Genomic DNA, 14,813 nt, shown 5'->3' on the forward strand with positions numbered 1-14,813 from the left:
TGTCATTGTCGTCAGCGGGCGTCGCCGCTGCGGACCACGCCCGCGGCGACGAGGTCGTCAAAGGCCGCGCCCGCGATGCCGATCTGCCCCAGCACCTCGCGGTTGTGCTGGCCGAGGGTGGGCGCGGGCGTGCGGATCGCGCCCGGCCGGTCGTGGAGCCGCGGCACGACGGCGTGCATGGGGATGAGCCCCATGTCGGGGTCGGGATAGTCGGCGATGAGTTCGCGCTCGACCACGTGCGGGTCGGCGACGAGCTTGGCCGCATCGTTGATCGGGCCGATCGTCACCTCGGCGGCCTCGAAGAACGCGACGTTCTCGTCCTGCGTCCGCTCCGCGATGAAGGCGCCGATGATCGCGTCGAGCTCGTCCACGTGGCGCAGCCGGTCGGCGTTGGTGCGGAAGCGCGGATCGTCCACGAGGTCGGGGCGCCCGATCGCCCGGAACAGGCGCTCGGCCATCTTCTGGATCGAGCCCGACAGGCCGACATAGAGCCCGTCGCTGCACCGGTAGGCGTTGCGCGGCGCCGAGTTCGTCGAGCGCGAGCCGGTCCGCGGCTTTCCCTTGCCGGTGAGCCGGTAATGGGCGGCCTGCGGGCTGAGGATCGCGAAGAGCGGATCCAGAAGCGGCAGATCGATCACCTGCCCCCGGCCGCCGTTCACCTCGACCTCGCGCAGGGCGATCATGGCGGCCGAGGCGCCGGTGAGTCCGGCGACGCCGTCCGCGAGGTACATCGGCGGCAGCACGGGCTCGCGGTCGGCGAAGCCGTTCATGGCGGCGAAGCCCGAGAAGCCCTCGATGACCGTGCCGAAGCCGGGCCGCTGCGCGTAGGGCCCGTCCTGCCCCCAGCCGGAGATGCGGATGATCGTCAATCCGGGATTGAGGGCGTGCAGAGACTCCGGCGCGAGGCCCATCGCTTCCAGCACCCCGGGGCGGAAGCTTTCGATCAGCATCTGGCAGGAGGGCACGAGCGCGCGGAGCACCTCGACGGCGCGGGGATCGCGCAGCGACAGGCACAGGCTCTTCTTGTTGCGGGCGTAGATCTTCCAGTGGGTCTCGACGCCCTCGGTCTTCCAGGCGCGCAGGGTGTCGCCCTCGGGGGGCTCGACCTTGATCACCTCGGCACCGAAATCGCCGAGCATCTGCGTCAGGACGTTGCCGGCGAAGAGCCGGGAGAGGTCGAGGATGCGCACCCCGTCGAGGATACCCCGGGCCTCGGGTCGGTAGGCGCGCCGGTGCAGTTCGCGCTCGGTCATGGGACTTCCGTCGCGGTGTGGAGATCGGACAGCGCCACGACGGCGCGGGCGCGGGCCAGGAAGGGCGGATCGATCATCCGCCCGTCCACGAGGATGGCGCCGAGACCCCGCGCCTCGGCCTCGGCGGCCGCCGCCAGGATGCGGCGCGACCACGCCACCGCGTCCGGGCTCGGCAGGAAGGCGGCGTTGGCGATGTCGACCTGGGACGGGTGGATACAGGTCTTGCCCGCGAAGCCGTGGCGGCGGGCCGCCTCGCACTCGGCGCGGAAGGCCTCGGGGTCCCTCACCGCCGCGAAGGCTCCGTCATAGGCGGGCAGGCCGGCCTCGGCGGCGGCGAGCCGGACGGCGACGCGGATCTGAGCGAGGGCGACTTCGTCGTGCCGGACGATGCCGCACGGCTCCAGCAGATCGGCGTAGCCGATCTGCAGGCCGGCGACGCGGGGATGGGCGCAGGCGAGGTCAGCCGCCCGGCGGAGGCTTCTCGGGGTCTCGATGTTGACGAGGAGGCGAATGCGACCCGTCGGATCGAGGCGGTCGAGGCGCGCGGCCGCCTCGATGATGGCGGCCGGATCCTCGACCATCGGCAGGTTGATGAGATCCGTGCGCGGCAGGGACACCGCCTCGAGGTCGCGCGCGAAATGCCCGGTGCCGGGGGCGTTGACCCGCACCACGACCACCTTGCGCAGGGTGGTCGGCGCTTCCCGCAGATAGGTCGCGAGCGTGTCCCGCGCCTCGTCCTTGCGGGCTTCCGGCACGGCGTCCTCCAGGTCGAAGGAGAGGGCGTCGGCGGGGCCGGTGGCGGCCTTCGCGAACAATTCGGGCCGGGAGGCCGGGACGAACAGCTTGGAGCGCATCAGCACGGCGCGCCTCCGTCAGGCGATCTTGAAATGCGCCATCGCGACGATGGCCACGGTGACGGTGAGGGCCCCGCCGATCCGCGTCGCGACCTGGGCGAAGGGCATCAGTTCCATCCGCTCGGCGGCGGTCAGGATCATCACGTCGCCCGTGCCGCCGAGGCCGCTGTGGCAGGCGTTCACGATCGCGGTCTCGATCGGGTACATGGCGAGCCAGCGCCCGACGACGTAGCCGGTGCCGGTCAGCGCGAGCACGGTCGCCACGATGGTGACGAGGTTGGCCGGGTGGAACGCCTCGACCAGCTCGTGCCAGGGAGTCAGCGCCACCGCCGTGCTGAACAGCAGCGGATAGGTCACCGCCACCACGAAGAAGCGGAACACCACGCGGGCGCCTTCCTCCAGCGAGGCCGGAACCGCCCGCAGCAGCTTCGCGAGGACGACGAGGAACAGCATCGCCACCGGCGCGGGTAATCCGATCAGCGCGTGGATCAGCGTGCCGAAGACGTAGACGGCGATGCCGGTGATGCCGCCGGCCGCGACGGTGGCGACGTCGATCCCGGAGGTGTTGCGGTGAGCCGCACCGTGGTCGGCCTCCGTGTCTCCGTCAGCGGCGGGCTGGAGCCGGCCGTTGCCGGTGAGGTCGGGGCGGCGCTTGCCCAGCGTGTTCAGGGCGCCGCAGATGACGATGGCGACGAGGTTCCCGAAGAACACCAGCGGCAGGATCTGCCCCAGCATCCCGCCGTGGTCGACGCCCAGCGCCTCCGCGTAGCCGACCGAGAGCGGGATCGCGCCCTCGCCGACGCCCCCGGCCATCACGGGCACCACGACGTAGAGGATCGACCGCCAGAAGCCGATGCCGACGAGCCAGCCGACACTTCCGCCCACGAGGAGGCCGGCGAGCGACCCCAGCGCCAGGGGCACGAAGATCTTGGCGAAGCCCTGGATCAGCACCCGACGGTCCATGCTCAGGATCGAGCCGACCACCACGGCAGTGATGAACAGGTAGATGAAGTTCGTCGACTTGGTGAAGGTCGTCACCGACTGCACCAGCGGCGCCGGCAGGAGCTGGTGGGCGACGAGGAACGAGGGCAGGAAGATCGTCACCAGGGACGATCCGCCGACCGCCCGCAGCAGCGGGATCCGCCGGCCGATCTCGGCGCAGGTGAAGCCCCCCGCGACCAGGACGGCGATCATCACCGTCACTTCGCCCGAGATCTTACCCCTGACGGCGAAGGCCGCGATGAGGGCCAGCAGCAGCACATAGACGGGCAGCGGGACGATGCCGACCCGCGTCTCCATGGCCTGAGTCCAGAAGGGTTTCGGCGTCGATATCGAGCGGGTCGAGGTCGCGACCGTGGACCCGGCAGCGGCACGCGCAGTCATCGTTTCCTCCGCATCGCCCCGTGTTCAGCCGGAGTCGCATCGTGTCGGGCAGGCGTCGCCCCGCGCCTTGTCCCGCAGCGGCATGGTCGAGTAAAATGAATTGATCGCATCAATTCATGACGCTCCGGCATGAAACTCCCCGTCGACGGTGTTCAGGCCTTCGTTCTCATCGCGGAGCTCGGCAGCTACCGCCGGGCGTCCGAGAGTCTCGGCTTGACCCAGACCGCGCTCACCCGGCGGATCCAGAAGCTCGAGGGCTTCCTCGGCGCGATGCTCCTCGACCGCACCACGCGGACGGTGCGCCTCAGCGCCGTCGGCCGCGAGTTCCTGCCGCTGGCCACGCGGCTCATCGCCGACTTCACCCAGGGGATCGAGCGCTTGCGCACGACCTCTCGGCTGGGCGTCGGCGACGTCACCGTCGCGACCGTCCAATCGATTGCCTTCCGTCGGATGCCGGCGGTTCTGCAGGCCTACGCGCGCGATCATCCGCAGAACCGGGTGCAGATCCTCGAACGCTCCGGCGCGCTGGTCACCGAAGCCGTGCGCAAGGGTGAGGCGGATTTCGGGATCCACATCCAGCAGGAGGCCGATGCCGATCTCCTCGAGGATCGGCTCGTGCGGGATCCGTTCGTGCTGATCTGCCACCGCAGCCATCCGCTGGCCGGACGGCGCGAGCTTCGGTGGACCGAGTTATCCGGTACGGATCTCGTGACGCTCGGCGGCGCCAGCGGCAACCGGGCGCGCGTCGAGGCTCAACTGGCAGCCGCGGACTTGCCGCCGCGCGGTCGGTTCGTGGTCGAGAGCACGCCGACCGCCCTGGCGCTGGTGTCGGCCGGCATCGGCGCCGCGATTCTCCCGGCGGCCCTCGGGGGCGCTTCTCCGCGCGACGATCTCGTTGAGGTCTTGCTGACCGAGCCCGCGATCTACCGCACGATCAGTCTGGTGCGCCGCCGCAATACCTCCCTGACGCCGGCCGCAGCCATGTTCTACGAGGCACTCAAGGCTGAACTGTCGACGGATCTCGATGAGTTTGCACTGCGAGGAGATCCGGACGGCGCCGCCCTCCTGCGCCGATGAGGGCGTGCCGCCGGAAAATCTCGCTCTCGGGATCCGCCGTCAACGCCCTGCATGACCGGGAGGGGGCAACGCGGGACGGGCGGTTGGCGGAACAGGGCTGCCCGCGCCGCGTCCGGCGCATGACCGACGACGTCGGAGATACCGCGGAAGCCAAGCTGGAATGAGCCGGCTCTCGACCGGGCCCTCTCCCGGCTGAGGAGCTGCGATGGGTTTCCGGGCCGCCGTGGCAGCATCCGACTAGCCTCGGGCGAGCGGTTCGCTGAGGATGCCGTGCGGCGATGTGCGGCGATGTGCGGCGATGTGCGGCGATGTGCGGCGATGTGCGGCGATGTGCGGTGATGCGCTGCACGCGCCCCGCGATCCCGCGCCGGCCGCGGGCCGGGGTTGCGCGCTGCCGCGGATCCGGTCAGGCCGGAGCGCGGTTCATGCCGGGGCGCCGCGCCCCCGTCGGGAGACCGAGCTTGACCGCGCCGAGTCCCACAGCCTCGCCCCCCGGACGTCTCCGGCGGCGCCGCCTCGCGGCCGGCCGGGGCAGCCTGAGCCGGCCCGGCGGCGACCTGCGGCGCCTGCCCACGGGTCTCGATCTCCGGAACGTGCGTCTCGTGGAGGGCGTGCGCGCCGCCTTCGCGTTCGGCGTCGTCATCCTCCTCAACATCTGGATCCAGTGGTCGCCGCTGCTGACCATGGCGCTCGCCGCCAACCTCGCCTGCTTCTGCGACAACGGCGGCCCGATGCGCGCGCGACTGCGCGTCCTCACCGCCTTCTCGTTCCTCGGCGGCCTGCTCTGGGCCGGCCTCGGCCTGATCCAGCCCCTCGGCCTGCCGGTGGTCGTCCCGGTTGCCTGCGCGCTGATCTTCGCCTGCTCGTACGCGCGCGTCTGGAGCGTGCAGGCCCAGTCGGCCGGCAACGTGCTCGTGGTGGTGCTGTGCATCGCCCTCGACCGGCCGCTCGACGGGGCGCAGGCGGCCGTCACCGCGGCGATGTTCGCGGCCGGCGGTCTCTGGGCGACCTTCCTGGCCCTGGTCATCTGGCGGCTGCACCCGTACCGCCCGGCCCACCGGGCCGTGGCGGAGGTCTGGCACAACCTCGCCCGGCTCTGCGGCGACCTCGAGCGGCTCGTCGCCCTGCCGGAGCCCGACACGGCCGCCTTCGACGGCCACGCGCGGGGCCACCGGCGCGGCGTGCGGGCGAGCATCGAGACCGCCCGGACCATGATCCTCGACCTCGCCCGCTCCCGCGAGCGCGTCTCCGACCGCACCGCCCAGGCCCTGCTGCGCCTGGAGAGCGCCGAGCAGATCTTCGCCGCCCTGATCGCCGTGGGCGAACTGATCGACAGCCGCCCCGACGCGCGCCGCCGGGCGCTCGCCAAGGTGTTCCTTCGGCGCCTGCGCCCCCTGCTGGTGACCATCGCCCGGGCGATCCGCGACGACGTCAACCTCGACCTCGCCCGCCTGGAGCACTCCATCGCCCGGGTGGCCGAGGGCCTGTCGGAGGACCCGACCCTGGCCCGCCTCGCCGACCGGATCGTCGGGCGCGTGCGGATCGGCGCCAAGCTGTCGACGCCGGACGGCTACCGGCCCGGCGGCACGATCACGGAGGGCGGCAGCCTCGACCGCTGGACCCGCTACGTCGGGCCGCTGGCGCAGAACTTCACCCTGGCCTCGCCCAACCTGCGGCACGCCCTGCGGGCGAGCGCGGTCGCGGCGCCGGCGCTCGCCGCGACCCTGACCTACGCGGGCGCCTTCACGCACTGGCTGGTGATGACCGTGGTGCTCACCATGCAGCCCTTCTACGCGGCGACGTGGCAGCGGGCGCTGGAGCGGATCGGCGGCACGGTGCTGGGCGGCCTCGTGGGCGCCGTGCTCGCCTACTACGCCACGAGCCCGCTGGCGGAGGCCGGGCTGATCCTGGTGCTCAGCATCGTCGGCTTCGCGGCGCGCCAGATCTCCTACGGCTTCTTCGTCACCTGCCTGACGCCCCTCGTGGTGCTGCTCGTCGAACTGCTGGAGCCCGGCCACAGCTCCTGGGAGATCGTCGCCATGCGGGGCGGCTTCACGGTGCTGGGCGGCGTGATCGCGGTGGCGAGCTGCCTGGTGCTCTGGCCGATCTGGGAGCCCGATCAGGTCCGGCAGGAACTGCGCCGGGCGCTCAGGGCGCAGGCCGGCCTCGCCGAGGCGGTGCTCCGCGCGCCGCCCGGCGAGGGCCGCGAGACCGCGATCGCGGCGCAGAGCCGCGAGGCCGGCCTCGCCCTCAACGATCTGGAAGCGGCGCTGTCCCGCGCCCTGCAGCAGCCCCGGGCCGGCAGCCACCCGGAGGTGGAATCCGCCCTGGTGGCCGACGCGACCCTGCGCCGGATCAGCGCCCGGCTCATCGTCCTGCGGCACGCCCCGGAGGCGGCCGCCCCCGAGGCGGAGCCTTGGCGGGCCTGGATCAGCGCGACCCTGGCGGCCCTGGGTGCCGACAGGCCCGTGCCCGAGCGGCCCGCGCTGGATCGCGGGCAATCGCTCGTGCGCCTCGTCAGTCAGGTCGATCTTCTGGTCGGGACCCTGCGCCCCGGGGAGATCCGGGCCGCGGCGGGGGACGATGGCGGGGCGCTTGAGACCGGGCGCGGGACCGACGCGCGCGCGGGCCAGCCGGTCCTGCCGTCCTGACGGACGGGCCTGCCGAGCCCCGCGCGAGGGCCGGTCCCGCGGCGTTCCCGCGGGCCCGGTCTCCCGTCAGAACCGCGGCAGGGCGTTGGCCGGGCCGCCGGCATGCGGGCCGCTGTAGCGGTAGGCGGCCGCCCGCGCGGGACCGGCGTCGTTCCGGTACAGGGCGGGGGCGTTGCCGACCCAGCCCGAATAGGCCGAGGCCGGGTAGGGCGAGTGCTTCGAATCGAGGCCCTGCGCGAGGGCGGGCGTGGCGACCGCGGCGACCAGGGCGGCGGCGGCGAGCATGCGGACGGTCATGGTGATCTCCTAGTGTCTTCGTATGACTTCGACGGGAAGTCATCCGGTCAACCGTGTCGAGTGAGGAAGATCGTCGTCGCGATGCGCTGGGCGGCGGTCTTGATCGCTCCGGCTTTGCTTGGCCGAATGTGACCTCTCAACGGGGATACTCTGCCCCGGGTTCGCGCGCCGCCGTGCGCTGGCGCACGGGGAGACGCGGCGCGGGCCGGGAGGCCGGAGACCGGCCCGGCCGGGGATGCGTCCCGCGCCGAAGCGTGGCACAGACCGCGGCCTGAAAGGGATGCAGACCATGCGGCTGATCGTCGGCCTCGGAAACCCGGGCGCGCGCTACGCGGGCAACCGCCACAATATCGGCTTCCTCGCCGTCGACGCGATCGCCCGCCAGCACCGGGCGAGCCCGTTCCGCCACCGCTTCCAGGGCGAGGCCGCCGAGGTGGTGCTGGGCACCGAGCGGGCGATCCTGCTGAAGCCCTCGACCTTCATGAACGAGTCCGGCCGCGCGGTCTCGGAGGCGCAGCGCTTCTACAAGATCCCGCTGGCCGACGTGATCGTGCTGCACGACGAGCTCGACCTCGCCCCCGCCAAGCTCCGGGTGAAGCGCGGCGGCGGCAATGCCGGCCATAACGGCCTGCGCTCGATCACCGCGCAGTGCGGCAACGACTACCGGAGGGTGCGGCTCGGCATCGGTCATCCCGGCGACAAGGCGCTGGTCCATGCCTACGTGCTCAACGATTTCGGCAAGGCCGAGCTGCCCTGGGTCGAGGATCTCTGCCGGGCGGTGGCCGACCACGCCGCCCTGCTCGCCGCCGGCGAGGACGCGAGCTTCCAGAACAAGGTCCACCTCGCCATGGCCGGCCGCGGCTGGGACGACGTGAAGACGCTGGGCGCCAGAAATTGACACGCCCACACGGGGACGGGATATCGGGGCGGGCGAGAGGGTCCGATGAAGGCGGTGCGCGTCGCGCCCGGCTGTCGGCGGTTCGATTGCCTCCCGGCGGCCGCGGCCCGGCGCGTCGGTGCCGCGCGTGCTCGACCGAGGACAGGGCGCGCGGCGTGTTCGCGGACCCGATTCTCATCAACCCATTCCGCGCGTCGCCCGACGACGCGCTGCGACGGAACTGACCCATGGGCTTCAAATGCGGCATCGTCGGCCTGCCGAACGTCGGCAAGTCGACCCTCTTCAACGCGCTGACGCAGACGGCGGCCGCCCAGGCGGCGAACTACCCGTTCTGCACCATCGAGCCGAATGTCGGCGAGGTGGCGGTGCCGGATCCGCGGCTGACTGACCTCGCCCGGATCGCGTCCTCGAAGGAGATCATCCCGACGCGGCTGACCTTCGTGGACATCGCCGGCCTCGTCCGCGGCGCCTCCAAGGGCGAGGGCCTGGGCAACCAGTTCCTGGCCAATATCCGCGAGGTCGACGCCATCGCCCACGTGGTCCGCTGCTTCACGGACGGCGACGTCACCCACGTGGAGGGCAAGGTCGATCCGGCCGCCGATATCGAGACCATCGAGACCGAGCTGATGCTCGCCGACCTCGACAGCCTGGAGCGCCGCGCCCAGTCGCTGGAGAAGAAGGCCAAGGGCGCCGACAAGGAGGCCAAGGAGACCCTCGACCTCGTCAACCGCGCCCTGCCGCTCCTGCGCGACGGCAAGCCCGCCCGCCTCGTGGAGCGCAAGCCCGACGAGGAGAGGCTGTTCCAGCAGCTCGGCCTGATGACCGCCAAGCCCGTCCTCTACGTCTGCAACGTCGACGAGGGCGACGCCGACAAGGGCAACGCCTACTCGGACGCGGTCTTCGCCCGCGCCAGGGCGGAGGGCGCCGTGGCGGTGGTGGTCTCGGCCAAGATCGAGAGCGAGATCGCCGTGATGCCGGAGGCCGACCAGGCCGAGTTCCTGGAGGCGGTGGGGCTCACCGAGCCGGGCCTGAACCGGGTGATCCGCGCCGGCTACGACCTGCTCGGCCTCGTCACCTACTTCACGGTCGGCCCCAAGGAGGCCCGCGCCTGGACGATCACCAAGGGCACCCGCGCCCCCGGGGCGGCCGGGGTGATCCACTCGGATTTCGAGAAGGGCTTCATCCGCGCCGAGACGATCGCGTTCAAGGATTACACGACCCTCAACGGCGAGGCCGGGGCCCGGGACGCCGGCAAGCTCCGGCTGGAGGGCAAGGATTACGTGGTGCAGGACGGCGACGTGCTGCACTTCCGCTTCGCCAACTGAGGCCGGTGCTGTCGGCACGGTGCGCGCGCTTCATCCCCGCCCCGCTGATCAACGAGACGAGCCCGCCATGCCCGATCCCGCCCTCGAAGACTTCTCCGTCGGCGACGTGATCGTCGGGGAGCCGCTGACGGTGACCCGCGACGACATCGTGGGCTTCGCGAAGGATTTCGACTTCCAGCCGTTCCACCTCGACGAGGCGGCGGCGGAGACGACCTTCGCGGGCCGGCTGATCGGCTCGGGCTGGCACACGGCGGCCCTGGGCATGCGGCTGCTCCAGCAGGGGCCGTTCCGGGGCGGCTCGTCGCTCGGCGCGCCGGGCATCGACGAGCTGCGCTGGCTCGCGCCGGTCCTGCCCGGCGACGCCCTGACGCTGACCTTCCGGGTCGCGGGCCTGCGCGACTCGGCCACGAAGCCCGGCCTCGGCTTCGTGACCGCCGAGGTCGCCCTCGGCAACCAGCGGGCTGAGACGGTGCTGACCCAGCGCTTCACCTTCATGCTCGCCCGCCGCGGCACCGACCCCCTGCCCCCGCGGCCGGTGGAGACCGGCGTGCCGGGGCCGGTCGCCGAGCCGGAGGATGCCGAGATCCTGCCGTTCCTGCGGGATGCCGAGATCGGGGCCGTGCGCGACCTGGGCGCCTACCCGTTCACCGCCGAGGCGATCGTGGCCTTCGCGCGGGCCTACGATCCGCAGGCCTTCCACCTCGACCACGACGCGGCCAGGCGCAGCCATTTCGGCGGCCTCTGCGCCTCCGGCTGGCACACGACCGCCGCCTACATGAACCGGATGCTCACGACCCGCGCCCGGGACGCCGCCTACACGGCCAGCCGCGGGCCGGTGCCGGAGGCGGGGCCCTCCCCCGGGTTCAAGAACCTGCGCTGGCTGAAGCCCGTCTACGCGGGCGACACGGTGCGCTTCAGCGCCAAGCTCACCGACAAGCGCGCCTCGGCGTCACGGCCCGGCTGGGGCTTGGCCTTCGCGCGCAACACCGGGGTGAACCAGCGCGGCGAGGCGGTTTTCGCCTTCGACAGCGCGGTCTTCCACCGCTGGGAGCCCTGAGCGGGCCCGGCCGTCAGGCCGGAGCCTTGCCGAGCACCGCGAGGGACTGGCCCAGATGCGCGCCCGACGGCCACGGCGCCGCCGTTCCGTCGAGGAACGCCACGCTGTCGAAGCCGATATGGTCCGCCCAGGTCTGCCAGACGCTGCGCTCGATGAACGTGTTGAGGTGCGGCACCGTGCTGGTGCGCTGCTCGCCGACCGTCTTGGTGAAGACGCCCCAGTGCGAGGCCATGCTGAACTCGAGGAACGAGGCCACGACGCGGCCGCCGGGCCTGAGGGCGCGGTGCATCTCCTCCAGGTAGATGTAGCACTCCGTGTGCAGGAGATGCGTGAACACGCTGAAGGCCGAGACGAGGTCGACGCTGCCGTCGGCGACCGGCAGCGACAGCGCCGTGTTCCTGGCGAAGCGGTAATCCTTGGGACAGCGGCGCTTGGCGTAGTCCAGCAGCTCCTGGACGACGTCGAGGCCGAGATACGCGACGGTGCCGGTGCGGGCGAGGTGAACCGCCAGGCGCCCGGAGCCGCAGCCGAAATCGACCACCGACTGGCCGTCCCGGAGCCCGAAATGGTGGAGGATCTCGCACTCGATCGCGCCGATCCGGTCGTAGTCGCCGCCCACCGCCACGCTCATCGCCTCGTCCAGGGGCAAGTCGCGCGTCAATTGGCGTACGTACGCCTCGTAATCCTCGACGAAATGAAATCTCGCCATCGCGGCCACCTCGAAGGCATCGAGATCGGACTGGGATGATCAGTCCGTCCGCCGTCGAGACGTGTTCTTCCCCGCGGCGGTCCAGCATCCGTTGTGCCGAACACCGTCGAGCCGGGGAAGCATCGGCGTGGATACGGGGCGCGAATTGCCCCCGAGGCTGCCTTTTCGGTCACACCGCGTTCGGGACGCCCCGGATACTGCGCCGGGCGGCCGCGGCCGCCCGGAACTCCGCCCTCACGCCGCGCTCCGGCGCTCCGGGTAGAGCCCGTGCAGGCCCTCGCGGCTCGCGTCGCAGATGCCGCGCTCCGTGATGATCCCGGTCACGAGGCGCGACGGCGTCACGTCGAAGGCGGGGTTGGCCACCGGGCTGCCGGGGGAGACGACCTCGATCGTGGCGAAGCCGCCGTCGGGCAGCCGGCCGGTCATGTGGGTGACCTCGCGCCCGTCGCGCTCCTCGATCGGGATCTCCTTCACCCCGTCGTCGAGCGTCCAGTCGATGGTCGAGAACGGCAGGGCGGCGTAGAACGGCACGCCGTTGTCGTGGGCCGCCAGCGCCTTCAGGTAGGTGCCGATCTTGTTGCAGACGTCGCCGCTCGCCGTGGTCCGGTCCGAGCCGACGATGCAGAGGTCGACGTCGCCGTGCTGCATCAGGTGGCCGCCGGCATTGTCGGCGATGACCGTGTGCGGCACGCCGTGGCCGTTCAGCTCGAAGGCCGTGAGCGCGGCGCCCTGGCTGCGCGGCCGGGTCTCGTCGACCAAGACGTGGACCGGCACGCCCCGCTCGTGGGCGGCGTAGACCGGCGCGAGCGCCGTGCCCCAGTCCACCGTGGCCAGCCAGCCGGCATTGCAGTGGGTCAGCACGGTGATCGGCCGGTCGCCGCCCCGGGCCGCGTGGAGGTCGGCGATGATCTGGCCGCCGTGGGCGCCGATCGCGCGGCAGCTCGCCACGTCCTCCTCGGCGATGCGGCCGGCCTCCGCGAAGGCGCGGGCGAAGCGCTCGTCCGGCGCGGTCTGGCGCAGGTTGGCGGAGACCCGGTCCAGCGCCCAGCGCAGGTTGATCGCGGTCGGGCGGGTCGCCGCGAGCGTCGCCACCGCCCGGTCGATGCCGTCGTGGGAGGCGTCGGCCCGCATGGCGAGCGCCAGCCCGTAGGCGGCCGTGACGCCGATCAGGGGCGCGCCCCGCACGATCATCGTGCGGATCGCCACCGCGGCGTCCTCCAGCGTGGCGAGGCGCCTCAACTCGAACGCGAAGGGCAGGCGGGTCTGGTCGATCACCTGGACGCTGACGCCGTCGGGGTCCGGGAAGATCGTGCGGTAGGGCTGGCCGTCGATATTCATGGCCGCTCCTGTGCCACAGCGGGGCGGCTTTTGCATCCTCCCGGGCGCCGGCGCGACGGCCTGGGGATGCCCCGCCCGGCGGCCGGTCAGCCTTCCTCAACCTTAGCGGGTCGTTAAGGCGCTCGTGCCTAGCCTCGGGGGTAAGTTCCCGTTTCGCGTCCGGTCCCGCATGCGCTCGCTTCGCCGTCCCGCATCGCCCTACGAGACTTTCGTCGACAGCGTTCGCCCGTTCCTGGGCAAGCGCCTGACGGAGCTCGGCGGCTTCGTGCTGTTCACCGGCGCGGTCGCCCTGACCGTGGCGCTGGCCACGTGGTCGATCGACGACCCGAGCCTGAACCACGCCACCGACCACGCCGCCCACAACGTCCTCGGCCAGCCGGGCGCCGTCGTGGCCGATCTCGCCATGCAGATCCTGGGCCTGGGCTCCCTGGCCTTCGTGCTGCCGCCGGTCCTCTGGGGCATCCGGCTGATGCGGGAGCGCGACCTGCCCGAGGGCGGCCTGCGCATCGCGCTCTGGATCATCGGCTTCTGCGCCGCCAGCGCGGTGGCGAGCGCGCTCCCGCCGACGACCCGCTGGCCGCTGCCCACCGGCCTCGGCGGCGTGGCCGGCGACGGCCTGCTGTCGATGGCGCGGGTGATCGTCGGCGCGGTCTCGTCGGCGGCGGCCCACCTCGTCGGCTTCGGCTACGCCGCGGTGGCGATCCTCAGCCTGACCGGCGCCTGCCGATTCGGCGCCGTCGAGGAGGAACCCCTGCACGACGACCCCTACCCCGTCCGGCGGGCGCCGGCGCGGGGCCGGGATTCGGGCCGGGACGAGCGCGAGGATTCCGACGAGCCGAGCCTCGGCCTCGTCGGTGTCGGCGCCCTGGCGCAGGGGCTGATGGGCCTGCGCGGCGCCGCGGCCGAGCGGATCGCCGCGTGGCGCGCGGGCCGGGCCGAGCCGATCGACGGCGCGTCGCCCGCCCTCGCGGCCCGCCGCGCCTTCACGGACGCCGATCTCCCCTGGGCCGACCACCTGCCCGAGGGCCGGCAGGCCGGCGCGAGCCGGCGCGAGCCCGTCTTCGACGCCTCCGAGGACGCCACCGCGGCGCCGGCCCGCCGCGCCGCGCCGCCGCGGGACGACGCGGAGGACGATCCGGACACGTTCGAGGCGCCGCAGCGCCCGGTCCCGCCGCGGGCCGAGCCGACCGCGTCGCGGGTGGCCCCGCCGCCCGCCGCGCCCGTGCCGGCCCGGCGCGCCCCCGCGCCGCCGGTCCGCCCCGAGGATTACGCCCTCCCCGCCCTCGACCTGCTGGCGGCCCCCCGCGGCCCGTCCCAGGCGAGCCTGATCTCGGCCGATGCCCTGGAGCAGAACGCCACGCTGCTGGAGGCGACGCTCGGCGATTTCGGCGTGCGCGGCGACATCCTGGCGGTGCGGCCGGGCCCGGTCGTCACCCTCTACGAGCTCGAGCCCGCCCCCGGCACCAAGTCCAGCCGCGTGATCGCGCTCGCCGACGACATCGCCCGGTCGATGTCGGCGGTCTCGGCCCGCGTCGCGGTCGTGCCCGGCCGCAACGCCATCGGCATCGAGCTGCCGAACGCCAAGCGCGAGACGGTGTACCTGCGCGAGCTCCTGGCCTCGACGGACTTCGCCGAGAGCAAGCACAAGCTGGCGTTGTGCCTCGGCAAGAACATCGGCGGCGAGCCGATCATCGCCGACCTCGCGCGCATGCCGCACCTGCTGGTGGCCGGCACCACCGGCTCGGGCAAGTCGGTGGCGATCAACACCATGATCCTCAGCCTGCTCTACCGGCTCAAGCCGGAGGAGTGCCGCCTGATCATGGTCGACCCGAAGATGCTGGAGCTGTCGGTCTACGACGGCATCCCGCACCTGCTCTCCCCCGTGGTCATCGATCCGAAGAAGGCGGTCATCGCCCTCAAGTGGGCCGTGCGCGAGATGGAGGAGCGCTACAAGAAGATGGCCAAGATCGC

At 72.4% G+C, this 14,813-nt stretch carries 12 protein-coding genes; 6 read left to right on the forward strand and 6 right to left on the reverse strand.

From position 1 onward, the window contains the following. Nucleotides 1–11 precede the first annotated feature (11 nt). From ACTJK8_RS27560 to ACTJK8_RS27570, 3 genes are read right to left on the reverse strand one after another with little or no spacing between them, the layout of a single operon-like run. Nucleotides 12–1,253 carry a CaiB/BaiF CoA transferase family protein gene (locus ACTJK8_RS27560; protein WP_012321057.1) on the reverse strand — a complete coding sequence of 414 codons (1,242 nt, stop codon included), beginning with the start codon at nt 1,251–1,253 and terminating at the stop codon, nt 12–14. Continuing rightward, nucleotides 1,250–2,107 (reverse strand): HpcH/HpaI aldolase/citrate lyase family protein, encoded by an 858-nt coding sequence (locus ACTJK8_RS27565; protein WP_440762848.1) that lies wholly within the window; start codon nt 2,105–2,107, stop codon nt 1,250–1,252. The genes ACTJK8_RS27560 and ACTJK8_RS27565 overlap by 4 nt, the downstream gene beginning before the upstream one ends. A gap of 18 nt (nt 2,108–2,125) precedes the next feature. Next, complete coding sequence (locus ACTJK8_RS27570) at nt 2,126–3,490, reverse strand: 2-hydroxycarboxylate transporter family protein (protein WP_244633294.1); 1,365 nt, start codon at nt 3,488–3,490, stop codon at nt 2,126–2,128. Nucleotides 3,491–3,619: 129 nt separating this feature from the next. Here ACTJK8_RS27570 and ACTJK8_RS27575 point away from each other — a divergent pair, with 129 nt between their 5' ends. Continuing rightward, on the forward strand, nt 3,620–4,567 hold the full coding sequence (locus ACTJK8_RS27575; protein ID WP_116656906.1) for a LysR family transcriptional regulator: 948 nt from the start codon (nt 3,620–3,622) through the stop codon (nt 4,565–4,567). A 425-nt stretch (nt 4,568–4,992) separates the two neighbouring features. Beyond that, complete coding sequence (locus tag ACTJK8_RS27580) at nt 4,993–7,218, forward strand: FUSC family protein (RefSeq protein WP_076730269.1); 2,226 nt, start codon at nt 4,993–4,995, stop codon at nt 7,216–7,218. A 66-nt stretch (nt 7,219–7,284) separates the two neighbouring features. On the opposite strand, the gene ACTJK8_RS27585 is transcribed toward ACTJK8_RS27580, so the two are convergent. After that, a complete protein-coding gene (locus ACTJK8_RS27585) occupies nt 7,285–7,515 on the reverse strand; it encodes a hypothetical protein (protein WP_012321052.1) in 231 nt (76 codons plus the stop codon). A 289-nt stretch (nt 7,516–7,804) separates the two neighbouring features. Between ACTJK8_RS27585 and pth the strand changes: the two genes are divergently transcribed. From pth to ACTJK8_RS27600, 3 genes are all read left to right on the forward strand, one after another. Further along, complete coding sequence (pth, locus tag ACTJK8_RS27590; protein WP_012321051.1) at nt 7,805–8,413, forward strand: aminoacyl-tRNA hydrolase; 609 nt, start codon at nt 7,805–7,807, stop codon at nt 8,411–8,413. 227 nt (nt 8,414–8,640) lie between these two features. After that, nucleotides 8,641–9,738: a redox-regulated ATPase YchF gene (gene ychF, locus ACTJK8_RS27595; RefSeq protein ID WP_012321050.1), complete on the forward strand. Its 1,098-nt coding sequence runs from the start codon at nt 8,641–8,643 to the stop codon at nt 9,736–9,738. Between the two features lie 67 nt (nt 9,739–9,805). Continuing rightward, entirely contained in the window at nt 9,806–10,795 is a 990-nt protein-coding gene (locus tag ACTJK8_RS27600) for a MaoC/PaaZ C-terminal domain-containing protein (protein ID WP_012321049.1), read from the forward strand. Nucleotides 10,796–10,808: 13 nt separating this feature from the next. Here the strand turns inward: ACTJK8_RS27600 and ACTJK8_RS27605 are convergent, their stop codons facing one another. Together ACTJK8_RS27605 and mtnA are read right to left on the reverse strand one after the other, a co-directional pair. After that, nucleotides 10,809–11,504 (reverse strand): class I SAM-dependent methyltransferase, encoded by a 696-nt coding sequence (locus tag ACTJK8_RS27605; RefSeq protein ID WP_024828960.1) that lies wholly within the window; start codon nt 11,502–11,504, stop codon nt 10,809–10,811. 234 nt (nt 11,505–11,738) lie between these two features. After that, nucleotides 11,739–12,842 carry an S-methyl-5-thioribose-1-phosphate isomerase gene (gene mtnA / locus ACTJK8_RS27610; RefSeq protein ID WP_440762846.1) on the reverse strand — a complete coding sequence of 368 codons (1,104 nt, stop codon included), beginning with the start codon at nt 12,840–12,842 and terminating at the stop codon, nt 11,739–11,741. 169 nt (nt 12,843–13,011) lie between these two features. Here mtnA and ACTJK8_RS27615 point away from each other — a divergent pair. After that, nucleotides 13,012–14,813, forward strand: a 1,802-nt coding sequence (locus ACTJK8_RS27615) for a DNA translocase FtsK 4TM domain-containing protein (RefSeq protein WP_440762847.1), incomplete at its 3' end; no start/stop codon positions are given.

The sequence above is a fragment of the Methylobacterium sp. 22177 genome (assembly GCF_052045615.1).
In the GTDB taxonomy this organism is placed as follows: Bacteria; Pseudomonadota; Alphaproteobacteria; order Rhizobiales; family Beijerinckiaceae; genus Methylobacterium; species Methylobacterium radiotolerans.

Coding starts and splice junctions, on each gene's coding strand:
- ACTJK8_RS27605 (WP_024828960.1), bottom strand. CDS start 11,504: ATGGCGAGATTTCATTTCGTCGAGGATTACGAGGCGTACGTACGCCAA.
- ACTJK8_RS27585 (WP_012321052.1), bottom strand. CDS start 7,515: ATGACCGTCCGCATGCTCGCCGCCGCCGCCCTGGTCGCCGCGGTCGCC.
- pth (WP_012321051.1), top strand. CDS start 7,805: ATGCGGCTGATCGTCGGCCTCGGAAACCCGGGCGCGCGCTACGCGGGC.
- ACTJK8_RS27565 (WP_440762848.1), bottom strand. CDS start 2,107: ATGCGCTCCAAGCTGTTCGTCCCGGCCTCCCGGCCCGAATTGTTCGCG.
- ACTJK8_RS27570 (WP_244633294.1), bottom strand. CDS start 3,490: ATGACTGCGCGTGCCGCTGCCGGGTCCACGGTCGCGACCTCGACCCGC.
- ACTJK8_RS27580 (WP_076730269.1), top strand. CDS start 4,993: ATGCCGGGGCGCCGCGCCCCCGTCGGGAGACCGAGCTTGACCGCGCCG.
- ACTJK8_RS27560 (WP_012321057.1), bottom strand. CDS start 1,253: ATGACCGAGCGCGAACTGCACCGGCGCGCCTACCGACCCGAGGCCCGG.
- ACTJK8_RS27575 (WP_116656906.1), top strand. CDS start 3,620: ATGAAACTCCCCGTCGACGGTGTTCAGGCCTTCGTTCTCATCGCGGAG.
- ychF (WP_012321050.1), top strand. CDS start 8,641: ATGGGCTTCAAATGCGGCATCGTCGGCCTGCCGAACGTCGGCAAGTCG.
- ACTJK8_RS27600 (WP_012321049.1), top strand. CDS start 9,806: ATGCCCGATCCCGCCCTCGAAGACTTCTCCGTCGGCGACGTGATCGTC.
- mtnA (WP_440762846.1), bottom strand. CDS start 12,842: ATGAATATCGACGGCCAGCCCTACCGCACGATCTTCCCGGACCCCGAC.